14 protein-coding genes are annotated in these 14725 nt (G+C 72.9%); 4 read left to right on the top strand and 10 right to left on the bottom strand.

The features are described from left to right. Nucleotides 1-196 precede the first annotated feature (196 nt). The 4 genes from kal to kdd are packed head-to-tail and all read right to left on the bottom strand — an operon-like array spanning nucleotide 197 to nucleotide 4111. Nucleotides 197-634: a 3-aminobutyryl-CoA ammonia lyase gene (gene kal / locus K329_RS0111060; protein WP_245596522.1), complete on the bottom strand. Its 438-nt coding sequence runs from the start codon at nucleotides 632-634 to the stop codon at nucleotides 197-199. Continuing rightward, nucleotides 631-1431 carry a lysine 5,6-aminomutase subunit beta gene (gene kamE, locus K329_RS0111065; RefSeq protein WP_052336759.1) on the bottom strand — a complete coding sequence of 267 codons (801 nt, stop codon included), beginning with the start codon at nucleotides 1429-1431 and terminating at the stop codon, nucleotides 631-633. Before kamE ends, kal begins: the two co-directional genes overlap by 4 nt. Next, nucleotides 1428-3011 (bottom strand): lysine 5,6-aminomutase subunit alpha, encoded by a 1584-nt coding sequence (gene kamD, locus K329_RS0111070; protein ID WP_028473089.1) that lies wholly within the window; start codon nucleotides 3009-3011, stop codon nucleotides 1428-1430. The genes kamE and kamD overlap by 4 nt, the downstream gene beginning before the upstream one ends. Then, on the bottom strand, nucleotides 3008-4111 hold the full coding sequence (kdd, locus tag K329_RS26210) for an L-erythro-3,5-diaminohexanoate dehydrogenase (RefSeq protein WP_052336761.1): 1104 nt from the start codon (nucleotides 4109-4111) through the stop codon (nucleotides 3008-3010). Before kdd ends, kamD begins: the two co-directional genes overlap by 4 nt. A gap of 137 nt (nucleotides 4112-4248) precedes the next feature. Here kdd and K329_RS0111080 point away from each other — a divergent pair, with 137 nt between their 5' ends. Both K329_RS0111080 and K329_RS0111085 read left to right on the top strand, forming a co-directional pair. Beyond that, entirely contained in the window at nucleotides 4249-5712 is a 1464-nt protein-coding gene (locus tag K329_RS0111080) for a KamA family radical SAM protein (protein WP_043643020.1), read from the top strand. 217 nt (nucleotides 5713-5929) lie between these two features. Beyond that, nucleotides 5930-6904, top strand: a complete 975-nt coding sequence (locus K329_RS0111085; protein WP_084541210.1) for a type IV toxin-antitoxin system AbiEi family antitoxin domain-containing protein — start codon at nucleotides 5930-5932, stop codon at nucleotides 6902-6904. 81 nt (nucleotides 6905-6985) lie between these two features. Here K329_RS0111085 and K329_RS0111090 read toward each other — a convergent pair whose 3' ends face one another. Continuing rightward, on the bottom strand, nucleotides 6986-7423 hold the full coding sequence (locus tag K329_RS0111090; RefSeq protein WP_028473092.1) for an Lrp/AsnC family transcriptional regulator: 438 nt from the start codon (nucleotides 7421-7423) through the stop codon (nucleotides 6986-6988). Nucleotides 7424-7459: 36 nt separating this feature from the next. Here K329_RS0111090 and K329_RS0111095 point away from each other — a divergent pair, with 36 nt between their 5' ends. Then, on the top strand, nucleotides 7460-8395 hold the full coding sequence (locus tag K329_RS0111095) for a 5'-3' exonuclease (protein WP_043643022.1): 936 nt from the start codon (nucleotides 7460-7462) through the stop codon (nucleotides 8393-8395). A gap of 97 nt (nucleotides 8396-8492) precedes the next feature. Beyond that, nucleotides 8493-9170: an SDR family oxidoreductase gene (locus tag K329_RS0111100; RefSeq protein WP_028473094.1), complete on the top strand. Its 678-nt coding sequence runs from the start codon at nucleotides 8493-8495 to the stop codon at nucleotides 9168-9170. Between the two features lie 39 nt (nucleotides 9171-9209). On the opposite strand, the gene K329_RS30850 is transcribed toward K329_RS0111100, so the two are convergent. From K329_RS30850 to tatA, 5 genes are all read right to left on the bottom strand, one after another. Further along, complete coding sequence (locus K329_RS30850; RefSeq protein WP_157571680.1) at nucleotides 9210-9575, bottom strand: GNAT family N-acetyltransferase; 366 nt, start codon at nucleotides 9573-9575, stop codon at nucleotides 9210-9212. A gap of 221 nt (nucleotides 9576-9796) precedes the next feature. Then, the gene (locus tag K329_RS0111110) at nucleotides 9797-12643 is read right to left on the bottom strand and encodes a DEAD/DEAH box helicase (RefSeq protein ID WP_043643023.1); all 2847 of its coding nucleotides are present in this window, start codon (nucleotides 12641-12643) and stop codon (nucleotides 9797-9799) included. Next, nucleotides 12640-13518, bottom strand: coding sequence for a diacylglycerol/lipid kinase family protein (locus tag K329_RS0111115; protein WP_028473096.1), 879 nt, complete (start codon nucleotides 13516-13518; stop codon nucleotides 12640-12642). The genes K329_RS0111110 and K329_RS0111115 overlap by 4 nt, the downstream gene beginning before the upstream one ends. Before the next feature lie 25 nt (nucleotides 13519-13543). After that, nucleotides 13544-14380 (bottom strand): twin-arginine translocase subunit TatC, encoded by an 837-nt coding sequence (gene tatC / locus K329_RS0111120; protein WP_028473097.1) that lies wholly within the window; start codon nucleotides 14378-14380, stop codon nucleotides 13544-13546. A gap of 19 nt (nucleotides 14381-14399) precedes the next feature. Beyond that, nucleotides 14400-14714: a Sec-independent protein translocase subunit TatA gene (tatA, locus tag K329_RS29535; RefSeq protein ID WP_052336763.1), complete on the bottom strand. Its 315-nt coding sequence runs from the start codon at nucleotides 14712-14714 to the stop codon at nucleotides 14400-14402. Between the last annotated feature and the right edge of the window lie 11 nt (nucleotides 14715-14725).

The raw sequence follows: 14725 nt of genomic DNA on the forward strand, positions 1-14725 counted from the left end.
CTGGACACAGACTTCCGGTGACGGGCGGTCGCTGTCAATCCGCCCGTGACCTGCGCAGATGCTGCGTCTGTGCAGGTCAGCGCGGGTCTGCTCCCAGGAACAAATCCCGTCCGAGCCAGCGTGTCCCGGCGTGTCGTCCGACGACACGCCGACGGCCCGGTGTAGCGCTCGCGCGCGGTCCCACCGTCCGGTCGCGTCAGCCCGGGACGACGACCGTCCCGGTCGCCGTGGTGGCGACCACGGGCTGCTCCAGGAGCTCGGCGGCACCGGGGCGCTCGTCGGTGGCCGCGCCGCGGGCGACGACCAGGACGGTGAACGCGATGCGCCGGGAGCGCCGCCCGAGGCGCACCAGCTCGGCCCGCACCTCGAGCACGTCCCCCGCGCGCACGGGGGCACGGAACTGCACGTCGTCGTACGACGCGAAGAGCCCCTCGTCGCCGTCCGTGCGGATGCAGAGCTCGGTGGCCACGTCGCCGAACAGCCCGAGGCTGTAGGCGCCGTCCACGAGGTTGCCGGCGTAGTGGGCGTGGCTGTAGGGCACGTAGCGGCGGTGGGTGACCACGAGGCCCAGGCGCGGGTCGGCAGCGCCGTCGGCGCCACCATCGACACCGCCCGCCGCCTCCGGGGCGCTCACGACGCCGCCGCGTGCCGGGCGGCCATCCGGTGGACCAGGTAGCTGGCGACCTCGCCCGGCGTCGTCCCCCGGGAGAAGACCCGGTCGACGCCCAGCTCGCCGGCCATGGTCTCGTCGAAGCGGGGTCCGCCGACGACCAGCAGGGGGCGCCGCTCGGCCGGGTAGGCCTCGCGGAAGGCCGCCGACATCTCACGGGTGTTGAGCAGGTGGGCGTCGCGCTGGGTGACGACCTGGGAGACCAGGACCGCGTCGGCACCCTCGGCCTGGGCGCGCTCGACGAGGTCGGGCACGGAGACCTGGGCGCCGAGGTTCACGACCTTGACCTCCCGGTAGTACTCGAGCCCCTTCTCCCCCGCGAACCCCTTGATGTTGAGGATGGCGTCGATGCCGACGGTGTGGGCGTCGGTGCCGATGCAGCCGCCAACGACGACGAGGCGTCGGCGCAGGCGCTCGCGGATGACGAGGTTGACCTCCTTCGGCGTCAGCAGCGGGTAGTCGCGCTCGACGACCTCGACCGTGCTGGTGTCGACGAGGTGGTGCACCCGGCCGTAGACGACGAAGAAGGTGTAGCCGTCGCCCATGGGCTTGGCGTGCACGACGAGCGCAGGGTCCATGCCCATCTTGTTCGCGAGCTGGGCCGCCGCACCCTCGGCGACCTTGTCGTGGGGCAGGGGCAGCGTGAACGACATCTGCACCATGCCGTCGCCGGTGGTGTCGCCGTACGGCCGCACGATGCGGCCCTCGCGCTGCGGCTGCGCCCCTTCCTGCGGCTGGGCGGCCGGTTCCGTGACCGTCATGCGTCCTCCTCCAGGATCTCCGTGGCCGGGTTGTAGTAGTCGGGGGCCGTCGCCGCGACGCCGTCGAGCCCGCGACCGCCCGCGGCGGGCCTCTTCATCAGGCCGAAGGTGCCGTCGGCGATCGCGTCGAGCAGCCCGTTCTCGTGGTCGCAGATGCGCTCCATCAGGTCGAGGGACTCCCCCAGCACCTGGTGGGCACGGCGTACGACGAGGCCGTCGGGGGCCGGGTGGAAGTCCTCGTGCATCCCGCCGGCCGCCTCCAGCACGTAGCGCACGTTCTGCAGCGCGAGGTCGCGATCGGAGATCCACGGCGTCACGACGGCCTCGGTCATCATCCCGACCAGCAGGATGCCCTGGCCCGTCAGCGCCCCGGCGAGGTTGAAGAACCCGTCGAGCAGGAAGCCCTTGAAGACGTCGCCGGTCATGTGGCGCGTCGGCGGCATCCACTTGAGCGGGGCGTCGGGGAAGAGCTCGCGGGCGAGCAGGGCGTGGGCCAGCTCGAGGCGGAACGACTCCGGCACCGCCGGGTCGATCTCGAAGGCGTGGCCGAGACCGAGCTGCCAGTCCTCGAGCCCCGCCTCCTTGGCGAAGAACTCGTTGAGCAGCTGGCTCGTCGTCACCGTGTGGGCGGCCTCGACCGCGTCGGCGGTGGTGAGGTAGTTGTCCTCGCCGGTGTTGATGATGATCCCGGCGCGCGCGTGCACCTGGCGGCTGAAGCGCTGGTCGACGAAGGTGCGCACGGGGTTGATGTCGCGGAAGAGGATCCCGTACATCGAGTCGTTGAGCATCATGTCGAGCCGCTCGAGGCCCGCGAGGGCAGCGATCTCCGGCATGCAGAGCCCGCTGGCGTAGTTGGTGAGCCGCACGTAGCGGCCGAGCTCGCGGCTGGTCTCGTCGAGCGCGGCCCGCATGAGCCGGAAGTTCTCCTGGGTGGCGTAGGTGCCGGCGAAGCCCTCCCGCGTGGCGCCCTCCGGCACGTAGTCGAGCAGGCTCTGGCCGGTCGAGCGGATGACCGCGATGACGTCGGCCCCCTCCCGGGCGGCCGCCTGCGCCTGCGGGATGTCCTCGTAGATGTCGCCGGTGGCGACGATGAGGTAGATCCACGGCTTCGACGGGGCGTCGCCGATGTCGGCGACGAGGCGCTCCCGCTCGGTACGGCGCGCGTCCACCGTGCCGATACCGGTCGCCACGGCGCTGCGGGCGGCGGCCCGGGCGCGGTCGGCGTCGGAGCCCGACGGCAGCCGCAGCCGCACCGACCCGGCCGCCGCCTTCTGGGCCAGCGTGGTCAGGTCGTCGGCGTCGCCGCGCACCAGCGCGTCCCAGACGGGGAGGGCCACGCCGTACGCCAGCGCGTCCTCGCCGAGGTCGGCCCGGGCGACGTCCATCAGGCGGTTGACCCACGGGATGCCGTCGGGGTCGGCGCCGGAGAGGCCGGCGAGCCGCAGGGTGGCGCGCTCGACGGCGACGGTCGTGTGGGCCTTGGCGAGGGCGACGATCGGCTCGCCGACCCGGGCGGCCAGGGTGCGGGCACGTCGTACGGTCGCGGGATCCAGGCCCAGCTTGGCCTCCCGGGTGCTCATGCGGTCACCGCCGTCAGGTCGGTCGCGGAGCCGGCCTCCACCGGGGCCGGCCCGGTGCGCGCCTCGAACAGCGTGCGCACCCCGGGGGTGCTGCGGAGCAGCTCGAGGGCGTACGCCGCGTGGCCCGGCACGTAGCCGTTGCCGACCAGCATCGTGACGTCGGCGGCGACGCCCTCGGCCCCGAGCGCGGCCGCCGCGAACGACGTGGCCATCGAGAAGAAGACGACGGTGCCGCCCGCCGCGGTGGCGAGGATCGCCCCGCCCTCGCAGCCGGGCACGTCGACGCACACGACGGTGACGTCGGCCGGACCGCCCGCCGCGGTCACGGCGTCGCGCAGGGCCAGCGGGTCCCGGGCGTCCGCGACCACCACGGCGTCGGCGAGGCCCGCCGCCTCGAGGGTCGCCGCCTCCCCGGCGTGCGGCACCACCCCGATCGTGCGACGGGCCCCGGCCTCGCGGGCCGCGGCCAGGCTCAGCGAGCCCGACTTGCCGGCCGCGCCCACGACGGCGACCACGGGAGCGTCGTACCCCCGCACCACCCGCCGCGTCAGCGCCGGCGCCCCGCAGACGTCCATCACGGCGAGCGCGAGGCCCGGCGCGAGGTCGTCGGGCACGACGGCGGCGATCGAGCGGCCGAAGAGCACGGCGTGGCCGTCGGCGGGCACCTGCTCACCGCGGCCGTCCCAGCGCGCGAGCCCGTCGGTGAGCACGAGCGGCGTGAGGCTGAGGGAGACGAGGGTGGCGACCCGGTCGCCGACCTGCAGGCCGAGCGGCGACTCCGGGCCGACCTCCTCGACCGTGCCGAGCAGCATGCCGCCGGACCCCGTGACGGGGTTCTGCATCTTGCCGCGGGCCGTCACGATCGCGAGCACCTCCGCCCGCAGGGCGTCGGCATCGAGCACGCCGTCCGTGGTGTGGGCGCGCTCGAGCTGGCGGTAGGACGCGGCGTCGAGGTTCAGCCGCTCGACGCGCAGGCGCACCTCGTCGGGCCAGAGCTCGGCTCCGGGGTCGAGGCGCTGCGCGGCCTGCGGCAGCACCCGGGGACGGTCGAGCACCCGGTGGAGGCCGACGGGGTCGCTCGGGCTGGTCGTCGTACGCATTGCTCGATCACATCCTTGGAGACGGAGGATTTCCGGCCCAGGCGTCGACATGCCGGAGAATCTCCGCTTACTGTGGCAGAGTCTCCGGACACGAGCAATCGACGCGCCGCGAACCGGTGCGGGCGGGAGGAAGTGGAATGAGCATCGAGACCTCGATCGGTCTGGTGAGCGGGCAGCCGTACCCCTACGAGCGCACGACGCTGGTCGAGCCCGACTGGCGGCGCTTCCCGGGGTGGCGCGACGTCACCGACGCCGACTGGCGCTCGGTCCAGTGGCAGCGCTCGCACTGCGTGAAGAACGTGAAGCAGCTGCGCGAGCTGCTGGGCGACCTCGTCGACGACACCTTCTACGCCGACCTCGAGCGCGACCAGGCCGAGCGCGCCACGATGTCGATGCTCATGCCGCCGCAGATGCTCAACACCATCGCGCCGCACGTCGAGCCGGCGGGCGCGGGCTCGCTCACCGAGGCCTGGTACGCCGACCCGGTCCGCCACTACATGCTGCCGGTCTTCAGCGATCGCCGCACCGACTGGGCCTCGCACCCGCACTCGGCGCGCGACTCGCTGCACGAGCACGACATGTGGGCCACCGAGGGCCTCACCCACCGCTACCCGACGAAGGTGCTCGCCGAGCTGCTGCCGACGTGCCCGCAGTACTGCGGGCACTGCACGCGCATGGACCTCGTCGGCACGTCGACCGCGGTGATCGACAAGCTGAAGTTCGTCGGCAAGCCGAACGACCGGATCGGCGACATGCTGGACTACCTGCGCCGCACGCCGGGCGTGCGCGACGTGGTGGTCTCCGGCGGCGACGTCGCCAACATGCCGTGGCCGCGCCTCGAGGCGTTCCTCGACGACCTGCTCGAGATCGAGAACGTGCGCGACATCCGGCTCGCGACCAAGGCGCTCATCGGCCTGCCGCAGCACTGGCTCGACGACAAGGTCCGCGAGGGCGTCGGCCGCGTCGCCACCAAGGCCCGCGCCCGGGGCGTCTCGCTGGCCATGCACACCCACGCCAACCACGCGAACTCGATCACGCCGATCGTCGCGGAGGCGTCGCGGGCGATGCTCGAGGCCGGCCTGCGCGACGTCCGCAACCAGGGCGTGCTCCTCGACGGCGTCAACGCCGACCCGCACGCGCTGCTCGACCTCTGCTTCCGGCTGCTCGACGGCGCCGGCATCACGCCGTACTACTTCTACATGTGCGACATGATCCCGTTCGCCGAGCACTGGCGGGTCTCCGTCGCGGACGCCCAGCGCCTCCAGACCGCGATCATGGGCTACCTCCCGGGCTTCGCGACGCCGCGCATCGTGTGCGACGTGCCCTTCGTCGGCAAGCGGTGGGTGCACCAGCTCGCGTCGTACGACGAGGAGCGCGGCATCTCGGGCTGGACGAAGAACTACCGCACCTCCATCGAGGCCGCGGACCCCGAGGCCCTGGTGCGCGAGTACCACTACTACGACCCCATCCACTCCCTCCCCGAGTCGGGCCAGGCGTGGTGGCGCGAGCAGTTCGGCGAGGCCGGCCTCGCCGCCGCCTCCCTCAGCGCCGCCCAGGTCGCCGAGGCCTCCCGCCGCACCGCGGCGCTGCAGGCGTACTGAGCCGAGCCCGCCGATCGGTCGTCGGGCGCTGCCAGCCCCGGTTTCCCCGGTCGGCCGGGGAAACCGGGACTGGGGGGCTCATGCTTTGACCGCCCAGTCCCGGAGATGGCCGCCCAGTCCCCGGCAACCAGCGTCCGACCACGCCCTGGGAACGAGTTGTCCACAGCGCGCGGAAGTCGTCGTTTCGGCCGACCGGGACCGTGGACACCTCTCAAGCATGAGCCACACACTCGATCCTCGATTGGCGGAGGCCGCCGCCCGGCACGGCGTGTTCCTGCGCAAGGAAGCAGTCGCTGCCGGTTACGACGACGGTCAGATCGCAGCACTCGTACGGCGGGGGACGTGGCACCGGGTGCGCCACGGGGCTTATGTCGACGGCGCGGTGTGGGCCGCCCTGGATGCACGACATCGACACCTGACGACCGCGCGCGCTGCCGTGCGGAGCGCCGCCGTCGAGGTCGTCGCCTCGCATGTGACGAGCGCGCTCGCTCACGGCGCCGACACCTGGAACGTCACGACGGACGAGGTTCACCTCACCCGGCGCGATCAGCGGACCGGCCGTCGAGAAGCGGGGGTGGTGCAGCATCGCGGAGCGCTGGGCGACGAGGACGTCGTCACGACGAACGGCTTGACCCACACCTCCGGCACCCGCGCGGCTCTCGAGGTGGCGAGCATGCCGACAATCGATCTGGAGCACGGACTGGTTGTCGTCAACTCACTTCTGCACCGTGGTGTGACCACGGTCGAGAAGCTGGCTCAGGCGGCCGACGAGGCCGCTCACTGGCCTTACACGTTGTCGATCCCCCGTCTGCTGGCGCTGGCCGACGGACGGGTGGAGACCGTCGGGGAGTCCCGGACGCTCTACCTCTGTCACATCGAGCGCATCCCCCTTCCCGTCCCCCAGGTCGCCATCACCGACCACACGGGCCTCGTGTTCGCCAGGGTCGACTTCGCCTGGCCGGACCTCGGGGTGTTCCTCGAGTTCGACGGCAAGATCAAGTACCAGGGAGCCCTGGTCGACGGGACCGATGTCACCTCGGTGGTCCTCGCGGAGAAGCGCCGCGAGGAACGCATCATCGAGGCCACCGGCTGGCGAGTCATCCGGATCACCTGGGCCGACCTGGCTCACCCCGAGCGCATCGCGGAGCGCATCCGTACGGTCCTGGCAGCCGCCGCCCGTCGGGCCGGCTGAGGACTGGGCGGCCGAAGCCAGGACTGGGGGGTCAAAGCAATGCCCTCCCAGTCCCGGTTTCCCCGGCCGACCGGGGAAACCTCACATCACCGGGCGGTTCTCGTAGAACGTATTGAGCACGATGGTCGTGCGGGTGGAGACGTTGGCGGCGGCGCGGATGCGCGCGAGCAGGCCCTCGAGGAGCGACGGGGTCTCGACGCGGACCTTGAGGATGTAGGACTCCTCCCCCGCGACCGACCAGCACGACTCGATCTCGGGGATGTCCTTCACGCGGTCCGGGCAGTCGTCGGGCGCCGAGGGGTCGAACGGGCGGATCGAGATGAAGGCGGTGAGCGGCATCCCCATCTGCTCGTGGTCGAGCGTGGCGCCGTACCCCTTGATGAGGCCGCGCTGCTCGAGCCGCTTCACCCGCTGGTGCACGGCGGAGGTGGAGAGCCCCGTGCCGCGTCCGAGGTCGGTGAAGGACATCCGGCCGTCCTGGGCGAGCAGGGCGAGGATCTTGCGATCGGTCTCTTCCACGCAGGAGAGGCTATCGGCTCGTGGCAGGATCGCCCCGTGCCCCTCCGAACCGAGCGCCTGCTTCTCCTGGACACCGCCTCCCTCTACTTCCGTGCGTTCTTCGGGGTGCCCGACACGGTGCGGGCCCCGGACGGCACGCCCGTCAACGCGGTGCGGGGTCTCATGGACTTCATCACCCGCCTCGTCACGGAGTACGAGCCGACGCATCTGGCGTGCTGCTGGGACGACGACTGGCGTCCGCAGTGGCGCGTCGACCTCATCCCCACCTACAAGGCGCACCGGGTGGTGGAGGAGCGCGAGGCCGACCCCGACGTCGAGGAGGTCCCGGACCCTCTCGGCCTCCAGGTGCCCGTCATCCGCGAGGTGCTCGCCGCCTACGGGCTCGCCGTCGTCGGCGCGCCCGAGCACGAGGCCGACGACGTCATCGGCACCCTCGCCACCGACGCCGGGATGCCCGTGGACGTCGTCACCGGCGACCGCGACCTCTTCCAGCTCGTCGACGACGCGGCGCAGGTGCGCGTGCTCTACACCGCGCGGGGCGTCGGCCGGCACGAACGCCTCACGGAGGCGGAGGTGCTCGAGAAGTACGGCGTGCGCGCCGACCAGTACGCCGACTTCGCGACGCTGCGGGGCGACTCGTCCGACGGGCTGCCGGGGGTCAAGGGCGTCGGCGAGAAGACCGCCGTCACCCTGCTCGGCCGGTTCGGCGACCTCGCCGGCATCCAGGCGGCCGCGCAGGACCCGTCAGCCGACATGGCGCCCGGCGTGCGCGCGAAGATCAAGGCGTCGGCGGACTACCTGGCCGTGGCGCCCACCGTCGTGGCGGTGGTGCGCGACCTGCCCGTGCGCGACGTCGACCTGACCCTTCCCGCGGCTCCCGCCGACCCCGACGCCCTGGCCGCGCTCGACGAGCGCTGGGACCTCGGCACGAGCGCGCAGCGCCTCACGGACGTGCTCGCCGCCCTCCGCTGAGCCTCCGGAGCGGGTACGACGCCCGCCACGCCGGCCGGCCCCGGGCTGGCACGGCGCCCGCCCCGCCGCCTCAGGAGCCGTGAGTAGCGTGGTCGTCATGTCACGTATCGCAGTCGTCGGAGGAAATGGTCAGATCGCCCGCGCGCTCCACCCGCTGCTCGTCGCAGCCGGGCACACGCCGGTCGCCCTGGTGCGCACGCAGTCCTACGCACCCGACCTGGAGGCGCTGGGCGCCGAGGTCCGGATCCTCGACATCGAGAACAGCACGACCGCCCACTACGCCGAGGCGTTCGCCGGCGCGGACGCCGTCGTCTTCGCGGCCGGCGGCGGCCCGGACGGCAAGATCGAGCGCAAGCGCACCGTCGACCTCGGCGGCTCGCTCGGCTCCATCGCGGGCGCGCGCGAGGCCGGCATCCGCCGCTTCGTGCAGATCTCGGCCATCGGGGTCGACGAGCCCGTGCCCGACGACGCCGAGCCGGTCTGGAAGGCGTACGTCGCGGCGAAGCGCGACGCCGACAAGGCCGTCCGCTCCTCGGGCCTCGACTGGACGATCATCCGTCCGGGCGCCCTCACCGACGACCCGGCCACCGGCCGCGTCACCCTCGCGCCCCAGGTCGAGCGCGGTGAGGTCAGCCGCGCCGACGTCGCCACCGTGGTCGCGGCGTCGCTCGACGACGCCGGCACCATCGGCCACCAGTGGGAGCTCGTCGGCGGGAGCACGCCGACGGCGGAGGCCATCGCGAACGCGGTCGCCGCGGGTCGTCCCGCTCTCTGACCCCACGCCGCCCCCCACCCGGGCCCCGGTGACCGGCTCTCAGCCGGCCCGCACCACCGCGCGCGACTCCCCCGGCCGGAGCACCGGCCGGGGGTCCGTCGCGAGCAGGGCCATCGTGCGCACGTCGTACCGCTCGTTGCCGTAGCGCAGCTTCTGCCGCTCGACGCCCTCGGGCACGAAGCCGACGGCCTCCGCGACCGCCCCCGACGCCGGGTTGTTGAGCCGGTGGCCGAGCTCGAGCCGGAACAGCCCCAGGTCGTCGAACGCCCAGGTCACGGCGGCGGCGAGCGAGCGTCGTACGAGCCCGCGGCCCCGCGCCGAGCCCGAGACCAGGTAGGACACCCACGCCGTGTCGTGCGTGCGCGAGACCCCGCTCAGGCCGACGTTCCCGACCGGCTCCCCCACCGTCGACGGTGATCGCCAGGTGGTAGCGCTCCCCCGCCGCCGGGTCGGGCTGCCAGACGAGCATCCGCTCGACGCAGGCCGCCGCGTCGGCGAGGTCGCGCACCGGCCACGGGTACTGCGTGCCCAGGTCGTCGGAGGCCGCGAACATCGCCAGCACGGCCGGCGCGTCGGCCAGCGTCCACGGACGCAGCACCACCTCCGGCCCGCTCATCGGACGCGCCTCACACCCCGCCGACCGAGCTGTAGGCCACGATCCCGCGACGCATGAGGCCGGCGGCCTCGCGCGCCGTACGACGCAGCACCGGGTCGTCGCAGGCGTCGGCCACCTGGTCGGTGACGTCGAGCAGCTGCTTGACGCACCGGACGAAGTCGCCGGCCGACATGCCGGTGTCGCGCAGCACGTCGTCGAGCTCCTCGCCCTTCGCCCACCGGTAGGCCGACCACGAGAAGCCCGCGTCGGGCTCGCGCAGCTGGTCGAGCCGGTGCTCCTTCTCGAGCTCGGAGAGCTCCGCCCACAGCCGGTGGGTCTCGGCGATCGCGTCGCGCACCGGGCCCAGCGGCAGCCGGGGGCTGCGTCCGTCCTCGGCCCGGCGGGCCTCGAAGACCAGCACCGAGAGCGCCGAGGCGAGCTCGGCGGCGTCGAGGCCGCTCCACGTGCCGTGGCGCAGGGCCTCCGCGGCCACGAGGTCGAGGTCGGAGTAGAGGCGCATGAGCCGGCGCCCGCGTGCGGTGACCTCCTCGCCGTCGAGGTAGTCGAGCCGCACCAGCACCTCGCTCACCCGGTCGAACTGGCGGGCGATCGTGTTGGTGCGCGACTCGATCCGCTTGCGCAGCGTCGCCGCGTCGCGGTCCAGCTTGTGCCAGCGGTCGGCCCACCGCGCGTGGTCCTCCCGGTCGGGACACCGGTGGCACGGGTGGCTCTTCATCTTGGCGCGGAGGCGGGCGACCTCGCCGCCCGGTCCGTCGACGGCCCCGGCGTCCCCGCCACCGCGTCCGCCCTCGCCGCGACGTCCGGGCGGCGGCGGCGCGAAGCCGTGGGTCTGGTTGCGCAGCGTCGAGGCCAGGTCGCGGCGGGCCTGCGGGTTGCGGCCGTCGAACGACTTCGGCACCCGCACCCGGCTGAGCGCGGCCACCGGCTCGGGGAAGTCGAGCAGCCCGAGGCGACGCGCCTGCCGGTCGGCGGTGACGACGTACGGACGCGGCTCGTCGCGGTCGAGACCCGGGTCCACCACCACGGCGTACCCGGCGAACTTGCCCGCCGGCACCATGATCACGTCGCCGACCTTGAGCCGGGCCAGGGCACCGATCACCTCGGCGCGCCGGTCGTGGCGGCGGGAGCGGGCCGCCTCCTTCTCGACCTCGGAGATGCGACGGCGCAGCGCGGAGTACTCCATGAAGTCCCCGAGGTGGCAGGTCGCCGCCTCCGCGTAGCCGGCCAGGGCGTCGTCGCTCTTGCGCAGCTGGCGGGCGAGCCCGACCACGGCCTTGTCGGCCTGGAACTGGGCGAACGAGCTCTCCAGCAGCTGGCGCGAGCGCTCGCGGCCGAACTGGTGCACGAGGTTGACGGCCATGTTGTACGACGGCCGGAACGACGAGCGGAGCGGATAGGTGCGCGTCGAGGCGAGCCCGGCCAGGTCGGTCGGGTTGGTGCCCTGCTGCCAGAGCACCACCGCGTGGCCCTCGACGTCGAGCCCCCGGCGCCCGGCGCGACCGGTGAGCTGGGTGTACTCGCCCGGGGTGATGTCGGCGTGGGTCTCGCCGTTCCACTTCGTGAGCTTCTCAAGCACCACCGTGCGCGCCGGCATGTTGATGCCGAGCGCGAGCGTCTCGGTGGCGAACACCGCGCGGCACAGGCCCCGCTGGAACAGCTCCTCGACGCACTCCTTGAACGTCGGCAGCATGCCGGCGTGGTGGGCCGCGACGCCGCGCGTGAGGCCCTCGAGGAAGTCGTGGTAGCCGAGCACGTGCCGGTCCTCGGCGGGCAGGTGGCCGCAGCGCTCCTCGACGAACTCCCGGATCTCGTCCCGCTCCTCGCCCGTCGTCAGGCGCAGGTCGGCGTCGAGGCACTGCTGGACCGCCGCGTCGCACCCGGCCCGGCTGAAGATGAAGGTGATGGCCGGCAGGAGGCCCTCCCGCTCGAGCCGGTCGAGCACGTCGACCCGGCTCGGCAGCCACATCCGGCGACCGTTGCCGACGTTGCGGCCGCCGCCCGGCCCACCGCCGGGCCCACCGCGGCGCTGCCCCTTCGGCGTACGACGGTCACGCATGCGCGAGCTGGCCCAGTCGTCGCGGGCGATGCGCAGGAGGTGGGGGTTGACCTTCGCGCCCTCGGTGACGAAGCCGGCGGCCGCGTCGACCTCCGAGTCCGCGAACAGGTCGTGCAGCGTGCGGCCGACCATCACGTGCTGGAACAGCGGCACCGGCCGACGCTCCTCCACGATGGTCGTCGTGTCGCCCCGCACGGTGGCGAGCCACTCGCCGAACTCCTCCGCGTTCGAGACGGTCGCGGAGAGCGAGGCGATGGCCACCGACTCGGGCAGGTGGATGATCACCTCCTCCCACACCGCGCCCCGCATGCGGTCGGCGAGGTAGTGCACCTCGTCCATCACCACGTAGCCGAGGTCGACGAGGGTGCGCGAGCCGGCGTACAGCATGTTGCGCAGGACCTCGGTCGTCATCACGACGATCGGGGCGTCGCCGTTGACCGCGTTGTCACCGGTGAGCAGCCCGACCTGGTCGGCGCCGTAGCGCTCCACGAGGTCGTGGAACTTCTGGTTCGACAGCGCCTTGATGGGGGTCGTGTAGAAGCACTTGCGGCCCTGGCTCAGCGCCAGGTGAACGGCGAACTCGCCGACGATCGTCTTGCCCGAGCCCGTCGGGGCGGCCACGAGCACGCCACGGCCGTCCTCGAGCTCGTGGCAGGCGCGCACCTGGAAGTCGTCGAGCCCGAACTCGTAGTGCCCTGTGAACTCGTGGAACACCGGGTGCTGCTGCGCCGCCCTGAAGGCGGCGTACCGCGAAGCGGGCGAGCCCTGCTCCTCCACGTCGTACCTCTCCGTCTCGCTCATGCGACGACCGTCAGCGCACCGGGCGCCGCCGTGACCGTCAGCGGCAGCGGGCCGATCGGCTCGCCGTCCGCGTACGCCGTGATCCCCGCCGCCGCGACCGTCACCGATCGCACGCGGTGGTGCTCGTACTGCGGGTGCTGCGTGTGGGTGCCCCGGTAGAGACCGGGGAACGCGCGCACCAGGCCGGTGCGCGACAGCGTCCTCACCACCACGACGTCGAGCAGGCCGTCGTCGGGCACGGCCCCCTCGGTGATGCGCAGTCCCCCGCCGAACGACGAGGTGTTGCCGACGGCGGCGAGCACGGCTTCCACGTGCTCCACCCTGCCGTCCAACGCAAGCGTGTAGTGACGGGGGGTCAGCCGGCGCAGCTCCACCGCGGTCGCGACGACGTACCGGGCGGCGCCGCGCGGCCAGGTCATCCGGTCCGCGCGCTCTGCGACGAGGGCGTCGAACCCGCACGCCAGGACGGTCGCGAACCACACGTCGCCCACCCGACCGAGGTCGAGGGTACGGCGGCGGTCGGCCACGATCCGGTCGGCGGCACCGGCCGGGTCCGTCGGCAGACCCAGCTCGCGGGCCAGGTCGTTGCCGGTGCCCGCGGGCACCACGCCCAGGGCCACGCCGGTGCCGGCCACCTGCTGCAGGGCGAGGTGCACGGTACCGTCGCCGCCGCAGGCGACCAGGGAGCGCACCCCGGCCGCGACCGCCTCACGGGCGAGCCCGGCGGCCTCCTCCGCCGTCCCGCCGACGAGGTCGAGCACCTCGAGACCCGCGTCGCGGAGCCGGGGCAGGGCCACCGCACGGGCGCGCGCACCGCGGCCCCGACCCGCACCGGGATGCGTCAGCAGCGCGATCGGGCGCGGGGCGTCGGGCACGGGCCCACGGTAGCCGGGGCGGGCCTCAGATCGGCGAGGGCTCGTCGTCCGAGAGCCCCGCGTACGGCGACGCGGCCGCCTTGCGGCGGTCGAGGAAGCGGGTGATCACCTCGGAGATCGCGACGAGGATGCACATCGGGACGGCCAGAAAGAGCATCGTGAACGGGTCGGTCGAGGGCGTGGCGATGGCGGCGAAGAGGAAGATGCCGATGATGAACCACGGTCGGTACTGCCCGATGATCTTGCCCGGCAGCACGCCCGCGAGGTTGAGCAGGATCAGGAACACCGGGATCTCGAAGGCGACGCCGAAGACCAGCAGCGTGCGCACGAGGAACGTCAGGTAGTCGCCGAACTCGACGAGGTTGGTGAGGTCGGCCGGGGTGAACCCGATGAGGATCTCGAGACCCTTCGGCAGGGTCAGGTAGCCCACTGCGACGCCGCTGAGGAAGAGCGGGCCGGCGACAGCCGCGAACACGCGGCTCCACTTGCGCTCGTGCGAGTGCAGGCCGGGCACGATGAAGCCCCAGATCTGGCTCAGCCACAACGGGCTGGTCAGCACCAGGGCCGCGAGCCCGCACACCTTGAGGTAGAGGATCAGCGGACCACCGGCGCCGGCGATGGTCGCCTGCGTGACGTCCGCGCCCAGCTTCTCCTGGGCGTCGGTGTAGGGCATCAGGACGAGGTCGAAGATCTCGTCGAAGAAGAAGAGCGCCACGATCAGCGCCACGATCCAGATGACGATGATGCGCAGCACGCGGGCGCGCAGCTCACGCAGGTGGTCGGACAGCGCCATCCGTCCGTCGGCACCGACGGCGTGCTGGGGCTGGGTGGAGAAGAGGCGGAGTAGTCCCTTGACGCTCACGGGGCTTCGGTCGCGCCGCTCAGCCGTTGGTGGTGTCGCGCCGCTCGTCGCGGAGCGCAGCACCGTCCTCGACCTGACGGGCCTCGAGGCTCGGGCGCGCGGTCGTGCCGGCCGTGTCGCCCGTCGTACCGGCGGCGTTGGTGCCGGTGGTGCCGGCCGCCTTGTCGTCGTCGTCGTCCGTCAGGCCCTTGGTCTCGGACTTGAAGATCCGGAGCGCCTGACCGGTGCCCCGCGCCAGCTCGGGCAGCTTGCGCGCCCCGAACAGCAGGATGATCACGAGCACGATCAGCACGAGCTCCCAGCCACCGGGCATTGCCACGAGAGCTTCAGTCATGGTTCCTCACA

It is taken from the genome of Nocardioides alkalitolerans DSM 16699, assembly GCF_000426525.1.
In the GTDB taxonomy this organism is placed as follows: domain Bacteria; phylum Actinomycetota; class Actinomycetes; order Propionibacteriales; family Nocardioidaceae; genus Nocardioides; species Nocardioides alkalitolerans.

What these genes read in the sequence shown, in the direction of transcription:
- kamE (WP_052336759.1), bottom strand. Translation starts at nt 1,431, where the DNA reads ATGACGGTCACGGAACCGGCCGCCCAGCCGCAGGAAGGGGCGCAGCCG.
- kdd (WP_052336761.1), bottom strand. Translation starts at nt 4,111, where the DNA reads ATGCGTACGACGACCAGCCCGAGCGACCCCGTCGGCCTCCACCGGGTG.
- K329_RS0111110 (WP_043643023.1), bottom strand. Translation starts at nt 12,643, where the DNA reads ATGAGCGAGACGGAGAGGTACGACGTGGAGGAGCAGGGCTCGCCCGCT.
- K329_RS0111100 (WP_028473094.1), top strand. Translation starts at nt 8,493, where the DNA reads ATGTCACGTATCGCAGTCGTCGGAGGAAATGGTCAGATCGCCCGCGCG.
- kamD (WP_028473089.1), bottom strand. Translation starts at nt 3,011, where the DNA reads ATGAGCACCCGGGAGGCCAAGCTGGGCCTGGATCCCGCGACCGTACGA.
- K329_RS0111080 (WP_043643020.1), top strand. Translation starts at nt 4,249, where the DNA reads ATGAGCATCGAGACCTCGATCGGTCTGGTGAGCGGGCAGCCGTACCCC.
- K329_RS0111085 (WP_084541210.1), top strand. Translation starts at nt 5,930, where the DNA reads ATGAGCCACACACTCGATCCTCGATTGGCGGAGGCCGCCGCCCGGCAC.
- tatA (WP_052336763.1), bottom strand. Translation starts at nt 14,714, where the DNA reads ATGACTGAAGCTCTCGTGGCAATGCCCGGTGGCTGGGAGCTCGTGCTG.